The following is a 14,695-nucleotide window of genomic DNA, read 5'->3' as shown; positions in this document are numbered from 1 at the left end:
CTAGCGCGGCGCTCGGGGCGCGGAGCGCCTATACGTCGAGGAAACGAACGTCCTTGGCATTACGGGTGATGAAGCTGCGGCGGGCCTCGACGTCCTCACCCATGAGGATGGAGAAGAGTTCGTCGGCGGCGGCAGCGTCGTCCAGAGTCACCTGACGCAGCACGCGCACGCTCGGATCCATCGTGGTCTCCCACAGTTCCTTCGCGTTCATCTCGCCCAGGCCTTTGTAGCGCTGGATGCCGTCGTCCTTGTTGATCTTCTTGCCCGACGCCAGGCCGGCCTCGATCAGTCCGTCGCGCTCCCGATCGGAGTAGGCGAACTCGGGATCCGCACCTCGCTGCCACTTGAGCTTGTACAGCGGCGGCATGGCCAGGTAGACGTAGCCGTGCTCCACGAGAGGCCGCATGAAGCGGAACAGCAAGGTGAGCAACAGAGTCGAGATGTGCTGGCCGTCGACGTCGGCGTCGGCCATCAGCACGATCTTGTGATAGCGCAGCTTCGCGATGTCGAACTCGTCGTGGATGCCGGTGCCGAACGCCGTGATGATCGACTGGACCTCGGTGTTCTTGAGGACACGGTCGATGCGGGCCTTCTCGACGTTGATGATCTTGCCGCGCAACGGAAGAATGGCCTGATACATCGAGTCGCGACCGGACTTGGCGGAGCCGCCGGCCGAGTCGCCCTCCACGATGTAGATCTCGCACTTCGACGGATCGTTGGAACGGCAGTCCGCGAGCTTGCCCGGCAGTCCACCGATGTCGGTGGCGCTCTTGCGCCGCACCAGATCTCGCGCACGACGAGCAGCCGTGCGCGCCTGCATCGAGGCGACGGCCTTGGAGATGATGAGCTTGGCCTCGGCGGGATTCGCCTCGAACCAGTGCGTGAGATGTTCGCCGGCGGCCTTCTGCACGAAGGACTTCACCTCGGTGTTGCCGAGCTTGGTCTTCGTCTGGCCCTCGAACTGCGGCTCACCGACCTTGACGGAGATGATGGCGGCGAGACCCTCGCGGATGTCGTCTCCGGTGAGGATGCCGTCCTTCTCCTTGACGAGCTTCTTCTCGTTGGCGTACTTCTTCACGACGTTGGTCAGCGCAGAGCGGAAACCCTCTTCGTGCGTACCGCCCTCGTGCGTGTTGATCGTGTTGGCGAACGTGTGCACGGACTCCGCGTACGTCGAGTTCCACTGCATCGCGATCTCGAGTTCGTGGCCCGGGCCCTTGGCCGAGAAACCGATGACCGACGGATGCTGCGGCGTCTTCGCACGGTTGATGTAGCGGACGTAGTCCTCGAGACCACCGGGGTAGTGGTAGGTCCGGGTCTTGATCTTGGCCGGTGCTCCCGACGGCTCCTCGGCGTCCGCCTTGGGCGTCTCCGCCAGCTCGCTCTCCGAGGCCTCGTCGGCGATGCGCTCGATGTCCGAGGCGCGCTCGTCGGTGAGGACGATGGTGAGTCCCTTGTTCAAGAACGCCATCTCCTGCAGGCGACGCGCGACCGTGTCGAACTTGAAGACGGTCTCCTCGAAGATGTCCGCGTCCGGCCAGAACGAGATCGCCGTACCCGTACGCTTCGTCGGCTCGCCCTTGATCAGCTCGCCGGGGACGGATCGCGTGTAGGTCTGCTCCCAGTGGAAGCCGTCGTTGTCGACCTGCGCGAGCAGGGTCGTCGACAGAGCGTTGACCACGGAGATACCCACGCCGTGCAGGCCGCCGGACACCGCGTAGGAGTCGGAGTCGAACTTGCCGCCGGCGTGCAGCTGAGTCATGACGACCTCGATGGTCGGGATGCCCGAGGAGTGCATGCCGACGGGGATACCGCGACCGTCGTCGACGACCCTCACGCCGCCGTCGGCGAGAAGGGTGACCTCCACCGTGGTGGCATGACCTGCCATCGCCTCGTCGACGGAGTTGTCGACGACCTCCCAGATCAGGTGGTGCAGGCCGCGCTCTCCGGTGGAACCGATGTACATACCGGGTCGCTTGCGTACCGCCTCGAGTCCTTCGAGGACGGTGATCGACGACGCGTCGTATTCCTTCGGCTTGTCGCTCTTGCCTGCCTTGGGGTCAGCCACGGTCAGCTGTTCTCCTTCTCGACTACGCTCCCCCGACACTCACCTCGCTCGGTGAGGACGGCAGAGGACCTCGACCCGAAAAAATGCGCTCGGGGACGCATGCCCCTCGCGCTCGGTGGTCTTTACCGGTCCATCGTACCGGTAAAGCGTGGGTCGCGGCTCACGTCGACACCCGAAACGGCCCCTCATTGCGTCGGAGACGGACTTTTCTCGTGTTCCGCGGCTCATTTCGTGGGTACGAGGGCTCCGCGCGTCAGAGATCGAGCGTCAGCCGCTCGCCCGCGGAGCGCGACACACAGATCAGCATGTGATCCTCGCGCTCGTCGTCGGCGAGGCGTCGGTCCCGGTGCTCGGGAGCGCCGGCCAGAACCTTCACCTTGCACGTTCCGCAGAAGCCCTGGCGGCACGAGTACGGCACACCCGGGACGACCTCGCGGATCACGTCGAGTGCCGTCCGGTCCGCCGCGACGTCGAGCACCGTCCCGGACGACGCGAGTTCGACACTGAACGGGGATCCGGCGACGACGGGCGGCGGCGAGAACCGCTCGTAGTGCAGACGCGTCGCCCCCGTCGCCGGGACACCCTCGCGCACCAGAGCCAGCATCGGCGGCGGACCGCAGCAGTAGACGGATCCGCCGTCCGGCGCGTGGCGGAGAAGATCCGCTGCGGTGGGCAACCCGTCGACGTCGTCTGTCCGGACGGTCACACGCTCCTGGTCCCACGTCGACACCTCGTCGAGGAACGGCATCGACTGCCGTGAGCGTCCGCTGTAGACCAGATGCCAGTCCATGCCGAGGGCACGGGCCCGCCGCACCATCGGGATGATCGCGGTGATGCCGATACCGCCGGCCACGAACAACGCGGATCCGGACGCGTAGAACGGAAAAGCGTTGCGCGGACCGGTGACCGAGAGTCTGTCTCCCACCTCGAGGGTGTGCATCTCGGCCGAACCGCCGCCGCCGTCCGGTACCAGTCGCACCGCGATCGAGTACGCGTCCTTCTCGAGCGGGTCACCGCACAGCGAGTACTGCCGGCGACGCCCCGAGGGGAGCACGAGGTCGAGGTGGCTGCCCGGATGCCACGGCGGGACGTCGCCGCCGTCGACTCGACGAAGCGTCAGCCCGACCACGTTCTCGTCCCGGCACAGCGTGAAACGCTCGGAGACCGCCATCGTGTGCGTCCGCGTCTGGACCGGCGCCGCACGCGCCTTGTACTTCGAGTGATCCAGGATGGCGAACAGCTTGTCCAGCCCGTCCGTGATCTGCGCCAGCGACTCGTCCATGCCGCCCTTGCCGAGCAGATCCTCGGGAATCGTCCGGGACGCGCGGTACTCGCGCACGGCCGCCATGGCTCGTGCGAACGTGCGATCGCCCATCAGACCGTGGCGGCCCTCGCCGCCGGGGAGGTGGCGAGGTACGCGACTGCCAACGAGGTGGATCCCTCCTTGGACGGGTGGTAGTCCTTCCGCAGGTACCGCACGGACGCCTTGCCGACGGCCTTGGCGGTGGGGAACAACCCGCGCTGCGTGACGGCCCTGATCTGCTTCAGCGTGTAGCTGCGCTGATCGTCCGTCAGCGTCGGATCGTTCTTCATGAGGAAGCGGAGACCGCGGCCCCACATGACCACGACGGTCGGTGCGACGAGAAGGTAGGTACGCGTACGGCGGAACCGACGCGTGTCGAAGTACTGCAACACGTCGTAGGCCACGGCGCGGTGCTCCACCTCCTCGGCCCCGTGCCAGCGCACGAGGTCCAACATGCGGGGATCCACGTTCGCCTCGTCCAGGCCCTTCTCCGTCAGCACCCACATGCCGAGGAACGACGTGAGGTGCTCGATGGCGGCGATGAGGGCCAGGCGCTCGACGAGGCTGTTCTTGGTGTTCGTCGACCTCTTGTCGAGAGCGACCCGGAAGACGTACTCCATCTGCTTCACGTACGGCGCCGGGTCCAGGCCCTGGTCGGCCAGGAACGTGTGGATGCCGGAGTGCGCCTGCGCGTGCATGGCCTCCTGGCCGATGAAGCCGATCACGTCGGCGCGGAGCTTCTCGTCGTGGATCAACGGCAGCGCCTCCTTGAACACGCGCACGAACCACTCCTCGCCCTCGGGGAGGAACAGGTGCATCACGTTCATGAGGTGCGTGGCCAGGGGGTCACCGTCCATGTAGTGCATGCGCATGGACTCCCAGTCGAACGAGACGTTGCGCGCCTGCAGGACGACGGGTCCTGGATCGTCGTTCATCATCGGGTCCTTTCGTGGCTGATCATTCGATCATTCGCCGCAGAGCGCGAGTTCGGATCGGATCCACCGTGACGCTGTCCCCGATCACCACGTCCGGTCGTTTCCCCGTGAAACGCTACGCACCCTCGTGACATCGATCAATGGGCCCGGGGGTTCACCCGTAGGTGTCACGAGGTCCGCGACCCGACACGTGACGGTCGCCCTTCTTCCAACTAGGCGCAGCCGGGCCGGTGATACGGAGCGACGTGACCACACCGTGGCCCACGGACGCGGCGATCTTCGCGAGGATCTGCGACTGCATCAACCGCAACTGGGTCGCCCACGCCGTGGACTCCGCCGACACCGCCAGCACGCCGTCCCGGACGGACACCGGCTCCGCGTGTGCCGCGATGTCCTCACCCACCACCTGGGGCCACCGGCCGAGCACCGTGCCCTCGTCCACCTTCGCCGACCAGCCACGCGACGCGGCGAGCGTCTTCGCGAGCGACCCGAGTGCCTGCGGATCACGGTCGTCGGGCCTCGAGCCGGACCAGGTGCGCGACCGTCGCGGCCGGCGTTGCGTCGACGCGCGACCCTGCCCCACGGCCTTGCCGTTGGCCTTGGCCGCCGCACGCGCGTTCTCGAGCGCACGCCGCGCGATGTCCGCTCCGCGCAGCGGGGGCTCGGCCGGATCGCTGCCGGACGGCGTCTCGTCCGTCATGACTCCTCCTCCACGTAACTCGTGTCGACATCAGTATCGGACGTGCCTCCGACAGACTCCGACCCGGACACCTCGGTCAGTTCCGATCTGCGTGCACCCTCGGTCTCGTGGGCACGCACGTCCATGCGGCGCGCTCGCAACTCGGGCGGCACGTCCTCGGGCACTGCCGCGGTCACCAACACCTGCTCCGCCGTCACCGCGACCCCCGCCAGGGCGGTCCGCCGCGCACGATCGAGTTCGGCGAAGACGTCGTCGAGGAGGAGCACGGGATCCGAACCCTCGGAACGCAGCAACTCGAAAGCGCCGAGCCGCAGGGACAGTGCGAAGGACCACGACTCGCCGTGACTCGCGAACCCCTTGGCAGGATCGGTTCCGAGTACGAGGTCGAGATCGTCACGATGCGGGCCGACGAGGGTGACACCGCGTTCGATCTCCCGTGTCCGCATCACCGAGAGCTGTTGCAGGAAGGCTGCTTCGAGCACCTCGACGTCATCCGGTTCCTCCGTTCGATCCAGCGCGAGCATCTCGGGGGGCATGGCGTCGGCGAGACTGCTCCGGTACGCGATGGCCGCAGGCCGCGACGACGGTGCGATCCGGCGGTAGGCGTCGACGACGAAGGGACCGACGTCGCGTACCGCGCGCAGCCGGTGCTCCACGATCTCGGCACCGAAGCCGGCGAGCTGCCCGTCCCACACGTCGAGCGTGGCCAACGCGTTCGCGCCGTCGCTCGACGACGATCCGCGTCGCAGAACCCCGCTCGCGCTCTTGAGTAGCGCGGACCTCTGCCGGAGAACGCGGTCGTAATCCGCACGGACAGCGGCCATTCGAGGAGACCGCGCGACGATCAGCTCATCGAGGTAGCGGCGCCGCTCGCTCGGATCGCCGCGCACCATCGCCAGATCCTCGGGTGCGAACAGCACCGTGTTCAGGATGCCCAGCACCTCCCGTGTCCGCCGCACCGGAGAAGTGTTGATGCGAGCGCGATTCGCCCGCCCGTCGTTGATCTCCACGTCGACGGTGAGCTCGCGACCGAGGTTGACGACGGACGCCCGCACGAGAGCGCGTTCCGCACCCGTCCGGATGAGCGGAGCATCGGCCGACACCCGGTGCGACGACAGCGTCGCGACGTACCCCAGTGCCTCGAGAATGTTGGTCTTCCCGTGGCCGTTGGGACCGACGAACACCGTCACCCCCGGCGCGAGATCCACCGAGAGTTGTTGCCAGGAACGAAAATCGACCAGGGTCGCCGAGCGGACGAACACTTACGCGCCGGTGCTCTCCGTGTTGGGGGCACGCTGCACCGCGTGTCCACCGAACTGGTTGCGCAGCGCGGACACCGCCTTCATGGCGGGCGAATCCACCTGTCGCGACGCGAATCTCGCGAACAGTGCCGCGGAGATGACGGGAGCCGGCACCGAGTGTCGGATCGCCTCCTCGACGGTCCAGCGTCCTTCACCGGAATCCTGTGTGTAGCCGGAGATGTCGGTGAATCCCGGATCTTCCTGCAGAGCCTTCACCAGGAGATCGAGCAACCACGACCGTACGACGGTGCCCTTGGTCCACGCACGCACCACACCGGTGACGTCCTCGATGAGATCCTCCGCGGCGAGGAGCTCGTACCCCTCGGCGTAGGCGTGCATGAGGCCGTACTCGATACCGTTGTGCACCATCTTCGCGTAGTGACCCGCGCCCACCGGGCCGGCGTGGACGAAGCCGTCCGCCCGCTCGCCCTCGGGACGCAACGCATCGAACACGGGCATGGCGCGCTCGACGTCCGCAGCAGCACCGCCGACCATGAGGCCGTACCCGTTCTCCAGGCCCCAGACGCCGCCCGAGACGCCGGCGTCGACATAGCCGATGCCCTTCGCGGACAACAGTTCCGCGTGCACCGCGTCATCGGTGAAGCGCGAGTTGCCGCCGTCGATCACGAGGTCGCCCTCGGACAGCACGCCGGCCAGAGTGGTGACGGTGTCGCGTGTGACGGGGCCGGACGGCACCATCACCCAGACGATGCGGGGAGCGGGGAGCGCGGCGGCGAGGGCCTCGAGCGACTCGACGTCGGTGACCTCCGGCCGCGGATCGTAACCGGTGACCTCGATGTCGTGGCGCCGCAGGCGCTCACGCATGTTGAAGCCCATCTTGCCGAGACCGACCAACCCGATGTTCATGCGTGGCTTCCTTTCGATGGACCTGCGCCGGTGCCTCGCGAGCGACTCAGCCCGGAAGGCGTACCGGCATGAGCAGGTACGTGTACGCACTCTTCGGTGCGCTGAACGTTCCGGTCTCGTCCGGCTCGAGCTCGTCCTCACCCGCCGGGCGCAGCACTGCGGGCCGGCTCGGTGTGGTGAACCCGAAGGACACCCGCTCGGAGTGCAGCGAGTTGAGACCGTCGATGAGATACCCGGGATTGAACGCGATCACCAGGGGCTCGCCCTGGAAGTTCGCCTCGATCGACTCCTCGGCCCGGCCTGCATCGTCGCCGCCGGCGGACAGAGTGACCGTGTCGGCCGAGAACTCGAGGCGGACCTGCGCCCCACGCTCGGCGAGCAGAGCGACACGCTTGATGGCCTCGAGGAGGGGAGCGATGGGCACGCTGGCGACCGCGGTGTGCTCGGACGGCAGCAACTGCCGGAACTTCGGGAACTCTGCGTCGAGCAGACGGGTGGTGGTGCGGCGGCCGTCGCTGACGATGCCCAGGAGGCCGTCGTTGCCGATGTGCGATGCGGAGCCCAGAGCGAGCTCGACGCCCGATTCCGCGCCGCCACCAATGCTTTTCGCGGACTCGGACAGGGTCTTGGCGGGGATGAGGACCGCGGCGGCCGTGCCGGGTGCGGCCGGAGTCCAGTCGAGTTCGCGCACGGCGAGACGGAACCGGTCGGTAGCGGCGAGCACCACGGAGTCGCCGTCGATCTCCATGCGGATACCGGTGAGCATCGGGAGCGTGTCGTCACGGCCCGCGGCGATGGCCACCTGGCTGATGGCCTCGGCGAACACGTCGACCGGGACGGTGCCCGTCTGCGACGGCAGTTCGGGGAGTTGCGGGTAGTCCTCCACCGGCATCGTGGGAAGAGAGAACTTGGCACTGCCGCACGTGATGAGCACCTTGGTCCCGTCGACCGAGACGTCGACCGGCTTGTTCGGCAGCGAACGCGTGATGTCGGCGAGCAGCTTGCCCGACACGAGCACCTGGCCTCCACCGGCGACCTCCACGGGAACGCGTACCTGGGCCGACACCTCGTAGTCGAAGCCGGAGACCGTCAGTCCGGAGTCGTCGACCGACAGCAGCACACCGCCGAGGACGGGAACGGCGGGACGGGACGGGAGTGAACGCGCCACCCAGGCCACCGAATCGGAGAAATCTTCTCGAGCAACTCGAAACTTCACACTGCCAAGCTCCATCGCCCGGTTGATCCTCTCGCTGACCTGCTCCACACGAGTCGGTGGGCAAACCACACCGTATGCCCTCGAGCGCGTGCTGAAAAGTCGGGGTTCGTCTCGATCCGAGGCCTCGGAGGCGGTTGTGAATGGATCCGTCCCCACCCTGTTTTCAAAGAGATGTTCCTAGGAAGAAATACAAGCAGTAGTCATAGGTCCTGTGGAATCTGTGGACCGACCCTGTCCGGTGCTGGTGGCACGGCGTGGCGGCTCGAGGATGAACCCGGGCATCACGACGGGCTCGGTGCGGGTCACATGTGGACGGACGGTGGACTCGGCGCGAACTACAGATTTCATCCCCGGGGTATCCACGTTATTCACACAGTTGTCCACAGGTGTGTATCGAGCAGAACCGGCCCGGATTACGGCCGAACTCGTCTCCGTTCGGGGCTCCGTACCGACGAGAACGGCCGCCCGCATCGCCGCGGGGGCGAGTCGAACGGCCGTGAACACTCGGAGGGGTCAGCGCTTGGAGCGCTGCTTCACGCGAGCGGTGAGCTCCTGCACCTGGTTGTACGTACGGTGCCGCTCGGCCATCTCCTTGCGGATCTTCTTGTCGGCGTACATGACGGTGGTGTGGTCACGGCCGAACGTCTGACCGATCTTGGGCAGCGATAGATCGGTCAGCTCGCGGCACAGATACATCGCGATCTGTCGCGCCTGCGCCAGCGCGCGGGCCTTGCCGGGGCCGCACAGTTCCTCGATCGAGGTGTCGAAGTACTCCGCGGTGACGGCCATGATCGTCGCCGCCGTGATCTCCAGTCCCGTCGAGTCCGGCATCAGATCTCGGAGAACGGCCTCGGCGAGCGCGGTGTCCAGGTTGTGCCCGTTGAGCGACGCGAAGGCCGTGACTCGGATGAGCGCGCCCTCGAGCTCACGGATGTTCCGCTCGATCCGGCTGGCGATGAGTTCGAGCACCTCGTGGGGCACGTCGAGGCGGTCCATCTGCGCCTTCTTGCTCAGGATCGCGATACGCGTCTCGAGCTCGGGCGGTTGCACGTCGGTGATGAGGCCCCACTCGAAGCGGGTGCGCAGTCGTTCCTCGAGGGTCGCGAGCTGCTTGGGCGGCCGGTCGGAGGAGACCACGATCTGCTTGTTCGCGTTGTGCAGCGTGTTGAAGGTGTGGAAGAACTCCTCCTGGATACCTTCCTTGCCCTCGATGAACTGGATGTCGTCGACCAGCAGGACGTCCGTCTCGCGGTAGCGGCGCTTGAACGCCACCTTGCGGTCGTCTCGAAGGCTGTTGATGAAGTCGTTGGTGAACTCCTCGGTGGACACGTACTTCACACGCATGCCGGGAAACAGACGTTGGGCGTAGTGGCCGGCGGCGTGCAGCAGGTGCGTCTTCCCCAGTCCGGACGCACCCCAGACGAACAGCGGGTTGTACGCCCGCGCCGGAGCCTCCGCGATGGCGACGGCGGCCGCGTGGGCGAACCGGTTGGAGGCGCCGATGACGAAGGTGTCGAACGTGTACTTCGCGTTGAGGCTGGTGCTGCCCGTCGGAGTGGACGTCGAGCGCGGCGGCACCGTGTACGAGGTGGGCCACGAGTTCTGGACGCTGGTCAGAGCGTCCCGGTCGTCGTCGACCTCCTCGTGATCGCCGTAGTCACTGCTCTCGGAGTCGGACGGCTCGCCCGCGGTGGACTCGGTGAGCAGGCGCCGGCGATACACGGGTGCACTGTGTGCGGTGTCGGGGCGACGTTCGGTGTCGACGGGCGTGGGAACGTCCGAGAGGTCGGCGTCGGCTCCGGGCGCCAGCCGGACACCGAGCCCCTCGACCGGGCGGTCGAGGTGGCGACCGAGGGCCGCGAGGATGGGTTCACGCAGACCGCGCTCGACCGCCTCCTGCGCGATCGGCGACGGAACCGAGAGCAGAGCGAAACCTTGCGCCAGAGTGATGGGGCGGACGAGAGCGAGCCACGCCTTCTGGGCGCGAGACAGGGAGGACCCGGAATTCGACTCCGCGGTGAGCTCGGCGACGACGCTCGGCCATACAGCGGCCAAGACGTCCGGATCGTCCTCCACGGTGCCTCCCCAGGGCCGTGGCGTGACCGCGGCCGTCGATGATGCTGCGGTGCCTCGAGGGCCCCGCCGACGACACGAATATGCCACCCGACCTGTGTTTCCACATAATTATCCACAGCTGTGGACAAACGACACCGGTGTAGCTCGACGGCATCTCGCACGGAGACGTGCCGGAGCAACGGCGTTCTGACCTGCGGCGATGCAGAGCCTTGGTGAGAGATCCCCACCGACGGGGCGAGACGTCGTCACCCGCACAGCGAAGTTAGCAGGCTCGTCGGCGCACAACAAGACGAACGGTCCTCTCCTGCCGCCGCGAGGTCGTCGTCGTGCTCGAGGCGTGTCATCGTGACAGGAGCACCGTCCCCGGGGTAGCGCGGTTTGACCTCGTTCGACGCCGTCAGTACCCTCGAACGGTCACCCGCGACATGCGTGGATCGGTCCTGCCGTTCTCCTGCGCGAGTGGCCACCGAACTCGAGTTCGCCGAACTCGCGACCATCAGCACACCACCGGCAGTCCTCGGGACTGCCGATATCTCGAGGAGTACCACCGTGGCCAAGGGCAAGCGGACGTTCCAGCCGAACAACCGTCGTCGTGCACGCGTGCACGGTTTCCGTTTGCGCATGCGCACGCGTGCCGGTCGCGCGATCGTGTCGGCTCGTCGCGGCAAGGGCCGCGCGTCGCTGACCGCCTGATTTCCCGGTAACCGGAACGCTCGGGTGTTACCTGAGCAGCATCGGCTGCACCAGTCGTCGGATTTCCAGGCGACGGTGCGCCGCGGCCGCCGTACAGGACGCCACGACATCGTCGTGCACCTGAGGTTCCGGGGGGACGAGAACGCTCTCGTCTCTTCCGGACACCCGCGTTTCGGGCTCGTGGTCAGTAAAGCAGTGGGGCCGGCGGTGACTCGACACAGAGTCGCACGCCGGCTTCGTCATATCTGCAGCTCGATGCTTTCTCTCGTCGAGTCGGATGTCGACGTGGTCGTGCGGGCACTGCCCGGAGCAGCGACCGCGGCGTCCTCCGAACTCGAACGCCAGCTGGCGTCGGGTCTGCGACGACTCGGAGCGATGCGCGCGATGAACTCCTCTCACCCGGTTCCCGCCGAGCGCCCCCGCGCCCTCGGCCGGTCCGAGACGTGATGACGGAGTCCGCGAATCCGGTCCCGGTCGAGCCTGCGTCCGACCGGAGCCTCCTGCGTCGGCTGATGTCTCTCCCGGCCCGATCGGTCATCCTCATCATCGAGGGGTACCGGTCCTACATCTCCCCTCTTCGCCTTCCGACGTGTCGATTCACGCCGACGTGCAGTGAGTACGCCGTGGAGGCGCTCCGCACCCGTGGGTTCGTCGTCGGTGCCGTTCTGGCGGTCGTCCGCCTCCTGAAGTGCGCGCCCTGGCACCCTGGTGGGTGGGATCCCGTTCCACCCCCGCGTCGTCTCCGGGGTGGTGCCGACGCGGTGCCCACCGACACCGACCACGCTTGCCCGCAGTCTCGTGACCCCGTGAGGGTGAATCAACAGAGGAGTACATAGAGCCGTGCTCGACTTCATCTACTACCCGGTATCCGGAATTCTCTGGGTCTGGCACAAAGTGTTCGGCGCCGTGCTCGGCGCGGACAGCGGTTTCGCCTGGGCGCTGTCCGTGGTGTTCCTCGTCTTCACACTGCGTCTGATCCTCTACAAGCCCTTCGTCAAGCAGGTGCGGACGACGCGCCAGATGCAGGAACTTCAGCCGCAGATCAAGGCTCTGCAGAAGAAGTACGGCAAGGACCGTCAAAAGCTGGCCGTGGAGATGCAGAAGCTCCAGAAGGAGCACGGCTTCAACCCGATCATGGGTTGCCTCCCCGTGCTCGCACAGGCGCCGGTGTTCATCGGCCTGTTCCACGTGCTCCGGTCGTTCAACCGCACCGGCACCGGAATCGGGCAGCTGGGTCTGAGCCCGGAGGTCAACGCCGAGACTCCGAACTACTTCTTCAGCGTCGAGGACGTCCAGTCCTTCCTGTCGGCACGTCTGTTCGGTGCGCCCATCTCGGCGGCCATCACGTCACCCGAGTCGCAGCTGCGCGCGTTCGAGCCGTTCGGCGGCATCCCGTCGATCGGTCCGATCCTCGCCGTCTCGATCCCGCTGATGATCATCGCCAGCATCGCGACCCACCTGAACTCGCGCGCGTCGGTGGCGCGTCAGAGCGAGGCAGCTGCGGCCAACCCGCAGTCCGCGATCATGAACAAGCTCGCCCTGTACGTGTTCCCGCTCGGCGTGCTCGTCGGTGGCCCGTTCCTCCCCGTGGCCATCCTCCTGTACTGGGTGAGCAACAACGTGTGGACCTACGCGCAGCAGCACCTCGTCTTCGGTCGCATCGACAAGGAAGAGGCGGCGAAGAAGGAAGCCGCTCTGGAGCGCCGGAACGAGAACGCTCCGAAGCCCGGTGCGCGCCCTGACGCTCTGAAGAAGAAGCCGGCACCGGGAGCCAAGCCCACCCGCGCCGTCGCGGCAGAATCGACCACGGACACCGGCAGTGACACGGCATCATCGGAGTCGAACCCGGCACCGGGCACCGCGGCCACCAACGGCGCCACCACTCCTCGGAAGAAGAAGACTCCTCCCGGCAAGGTGCGACCCAAGCAGCAGAAGCGCCGCTGATCCGGCCGTCGTGACCCTGCCGGTCCGCCCGCGGACCAGAACCACGTGAAGTGATACGAGTGCGAACGGAAATGGACGACAACGTGACCATCGATTCGAAGACGGACGAGCAGAGCACACCCGAGGTCGAGGCCTCGGCAGACGACACCGTGGTGGCCGCTGCTCCCGTGACCCCGGAATCAGACACACAGGCGGACGAGCCCGAGGGTGACGCCGAGGACTACCTCGTCGAAGAGGGCGAGATCGCGGGCGACTACCTGGAGCAGTTGCTCGACGTCCTCGACTTCGACGGCGACATCGACCTCGACGTGGAGGGTGACCGTGCAGTCGTCAGCATCGACGGCGGCAAGGATCTCAACAAGCTGGTCGGTCGCAAGGGTGAGGTACTCGACGCACTGCAGGAACTGACGCGTCTCGCTGTGCAGCAGTCGACGGGCGACCGCAGCAAGCTGATGCTCGATGTGGCCGGATGGCGTGCGGGCCGCCGCGAGGAGTTGACGCGACTGGGAACCGAGGCCGCCGAGCGCGTCGCGGCGTCCGGTGACAGCGAACCTCTGGAGCCGATGACCCCGTTCGAGCGCAAGATCGTGCACGACGCTGTGGCGACGATCGCCGGTGTGACGAGTGAGAGTGACGGCGTCGAGCCGAATCGACACGTGGTCGTTGTCAAGGAGTGATCTGACGACGGAGTCGACAAGGGGCGCGGTCCACGGACCGCGCCCCTTTCTCGTGCCCGGGGTCGGACGACGTTTCGGCGGGTGAGGAATGTCTGCGGTCGTCACTAGACTGCCTCCAGCGCGTGGCGCCCGGCGTCAGCAGAATTACACGAGTGTGGTTCACGACCACTCAGGACGACGCGAGAGGATGTTTCACGTGGAACATGAGGAAGAGTCCGCGACTCCAGCATGGGTCGACGATGCCATCGTTCGAGTGTTCGGTGACCGTGCCGATACGGCTCGGGCGTACTACGACTCCCTGAAGGGTGACGGTGTCGTCAGAGGATTGATCGGTCCGCGCGAGGTCCCTCGGCTGTGGGAGCGTCATCTCCTGAATTGCGCCGTGGTCGGAGAACTCATCCCCGAGGGCGCCAGCGTTGTCGACGTCGGCAGTGGCGCCGGGCTGCCAGGGATCCCTCTCGCGATCGCTCGACCGGATCTGTCCGTGTTCCTCGTCGAGCCGCTCCTACGGCGCACGGTGTATCTCGCAGAGATCGTGGAGCAACTCGGTCTCGACGTGACGGTGGTGCGCGGACGAGCCGAGCAGCCGGGCGTCATCAAAGAAGCCGGCGGTTGTGACATCGTCACGTCGCGTGCGGTTGCCCCGTTGGAGAAGTTGGCGCGCTGGTCCCTGCCCCTCGTGCACGAGGGCGGCGTGATGCTCGCCTTGAAGGGCAGCACGGCGCAGGAGGAGATCGATCGCGACTCCGGGACGCTCACGCGGATAGGCGCGAAGAACTTCCAGGTGTTGCAGTGTGGTGAGGGCGTCGTTCCCACACCGACTATCGTTGTACGCGCGGAGCGCGCTGTGCGTGGTAACCGCGTCCCCAAGTTCTCCGCCGGCTCACGCTGACGTCTGCGTGGATCGATCGTTGT

General features: G+C 66.6%; 14 protein-coding genes. 6 read left to right on the top strand and 8 right to left on the bottom strand.

Annotated elements, in window-relative coordinates; all coding sequences use genetic code 11:
* Nucleotides 1-28: 28 nt before the first annotated feature.
* The 8 genes from gyrB to dnaA form a co-directional block, all read right to left on the bottom strand.
* Entirely contained in the window at nucleotides 29-2,068 is a 2,040-nt protein-coding gene (gene gyrB, locus HQ308_RS11790) for a DNA topoisomerase (ATP-hydrolyzing) subunit B (protein WP_027505936.1), read from the bottom strand.
* Nucleotides 2,069-2,321: 253 nt separating this feature from the next.
* Nucleotides 2,322-3,416 (bottom strand): PDR/VanB family oxidoreductase, encoded by a 1,095-nt coding sequence (locus HQ308_RS11785; protein ID WP_222632697.1) that lies wholly within the window; start codon nucleotides 3,414-3,416, stop codon nucleotides 2,322-2,324.
* A 26-nt stretch (nucleotides 3,417-3,442) separates the two neighbouring features.
* Nucleotides 3,443-4,306: a metal-dependent hydrolase gene (locus HQ308_RS11780; protein ID WP_235578854.1), complete on the bottom strand. Its 864-nt coding sequence runs from the start codon at nucleotides 4,304-4,306 to the stop codon at nucleotides 3,443-3,445.
* A gap of 154 nt (nucleotides 4,307-4,460) precedes the next feature.
* Nucleotides 4,461-5,006, bottom strand: coding sequence for a DUF721 family protein (locus HQ308_RS11775; RefSeq protein ID WP_027505939.1), 546 nt, complete (start codon nucleotides 5,004-5,006; stop codon nucleotides 4,461-4,463).
* Nucleotides 5,003-6,268 (bottom strand): DNA replication/repair protein RecF, encoded by a 1,266-nt coding sequence (recF, locus tag HQ308_RS11770; RefSeq protein WP_222646458.1) that lies wholly within the window; start codon nucleotides 6,266-6,268, stop codon nucleotides 5,003-5,005. The genes HQ308_RS11775 and recF overlap by 4 nt, the downstream gene beginning before the upstream one ends.
* Nucleotides 6,269-7,174 (bottom strand): phosphogluconate dehydrogenase (NAD(+)-dependent, decarboxylating), encoded by a 906-nt coding sequence (gnd, locus tag HQ308_RS11765; protein WP_027505941.1) that lies wholly within the window; start codon nucleotides 7,172-7,174, stop codon nucleotides 6,269-6,271.
* Nucleotides 7,175-7,220: 46 nt separating this feature from the next.
* Entirely contained in the window at nucleotides 7,221-8,405 is a 1,185-nt protein-coding gene (gene dnaN, locus HQ308_RS11760; protein ID WP_027505942.1) for a DNA polymerase III subunit beta, read from the bottom strand.
* Between the two features lie 498 nt (nucleotides 8,406-8,903).
* Nucleotides 8,904-10,466 carry a chromosomal replication initiator protein DnaA gene (dnaA, locus tag HQ308_RS11755; protein ID WP_027505943.1) on the bottom strand — a complete coding sequence of 521 codons (1,563 nt, stop codon included), beginning with the start codon at nucleotides 10,464-10,466 and terminating at the stop codon, nucleotides 8,904-8,906.
* A gap of 549 nt (nucleotides 10,467-11,015) precedes the next feature.
* Here dnaA and rpmH point away from each other — a divergent pair.
* From rpmH to rsmG, 6 genes are all read left to right on the top strand, one after another.
* Complete coding sequence (rpmH, locus tag HQ308_RS11750; RefSeq protein WP_027505944.1) at nucleotides 11,016-11,159, top strand: 50S ribosomal protein L34; 144 nt, start codon at nucleotides 11,016-11,018, stop codon at nucleotides 11,157-11,159.
* 24 nt (nucleotides 11,160-11,183) lie between these two features.
* The gene (rnpA, locus tag HQ308_RS11745) at nucleotides 11,184-11,606 is read left to right on the top strand and encodes a ribonuclease P protein component (RefSeq protein ID WP_222646457.1); all 423 of its coding nucleotides are present in this window, start codon (nucleotides 11,184-11,186) and stop codon (nucleotides 11,604-11,606) included.
* 65 nt (nucleotides 11,607-11,671) lie between these two features.
* Nucleotides 11,672-11,995, top strand: a complete 324-nt coding sequence (yidD, locus tag HQ308_RS11740; RefSeq protein WP_037186004.1) for a membrane protein insertion efficiency factor YidD — start codon at nucleotides 11,672-11,674, stop codon at nucleotides 11,993-11,995.
* A gap of 4 nt (nucleotides 11,996-11,999) precedes the next feature.
* Nucleotides 12,000-13,103, top strand: coding sequence for a membrane protein insertase YidC (yidC, locus tag HQ308_RS11735; RefSeq protein ID WP_222646456.1), 1,104 nt, complete (start codon nucleotides 12,000-12,002; stop codon nucleotides 13,101-13,103).
* A gap of 71 nt (nucleotides 13,104-13,174) precedes the next feature.
* Nucleotides 13,175-13,780 carry a protein jag gene (locus HQ308_RS11730; protein ID WP_222646455.1) on the top strand — a complete coding sequence of 202 codons (606 nt, stop codon included), beginning with the start codon at nucleotides 13,175-13,177 and terminating at the stop codon, nucleotides 13,778-13,780.
* 187 nt (nucleotides 13,781-13,967) lie between these two features.
* Entirely contained in the window at nucleotides 13,968-14,672 is a 705-nt protein-coding gene (gene rsmG, locus HQ308_RS11725; protein ID WP_222629407.1) for a 16S rRNA (guanine(527)-N(7))-methyltransferase RsmG, read from the top strand.
* The last annotated feature ends 23 nt before the right edge of the window (nucleotides 14,673-14,695 follow it).

The organism is Rhodococcus sp. BP-241 (assembly GCF_019836145.1).
Classification (GTDB): Bacteria; Actinomycetota; Actinomycetes; order Mycobacteriales; family Mycobacteriaceae; genus Rhodococcoides.
The sequence above is the reverse complement of the archived record's forward strand: the minus strand, read 5'-3'. Positions and strand labels throughout refer to the sequence as shown.

Bases quoted from the DNA above. Each gene is read 5' to 3' on its own strand.
- HQ308_RS11785 (WP_222632697.1), bottom strand. From the start codon at position 3,416: ATGGCGGCCGTGCGCGAGTACCGCGCGTCCCGGACGATTCCCGAGGAT.
- rsmG (WP_222629407.1), top strand. From the start codon at position 13,968: ATGTTTCACGTGGAACATGAGGAAGAGTCCGCGACTCCAGCATGGGTC.
- yidD (WP_037186004.1), top strand. From the start codon at position 11,672: ATGTCTCTCCCGGCCCGATCGGTCATCCTCATCATCGAGGGGTACCGG.
- dnaN (WP_027505942.1), bottom strand. From the start codon at position 8,405: ATGGAGCTTGGCAGTGTGAAGTTTCGAGTTGCTCGAGAAGATTTCTCC.
- HQ308_RS11730 (WP_222646455.1), top strand. From the start codon at position 13,175: ATGGACGACAACGTGACCATCGATTCGAAGACGGACGAGCAGAGCACA.
- HQ308_RS11780 (WP_235578854.1), bottom strand. From the start codon at position 4,306: ATGAACGACGATCCAGGACCCGTCGTCCTGCAGGCGCGCAACGTCTCG.
- HQ308_RS11775 (WP_027505939.1), bottom strand. From the start codon at position 5,006: ATGACGGACGAGACGCCGTCCGGCAGCGATCCGGCCGAGCCCCCGCTG.
- gnd (WP_027505941.1), bottom strand. From the start codon at position 7,174: ATGAACATCGGGTTGGTCGGTCTCGGCAAGATGGGCTTCAACATGCGT.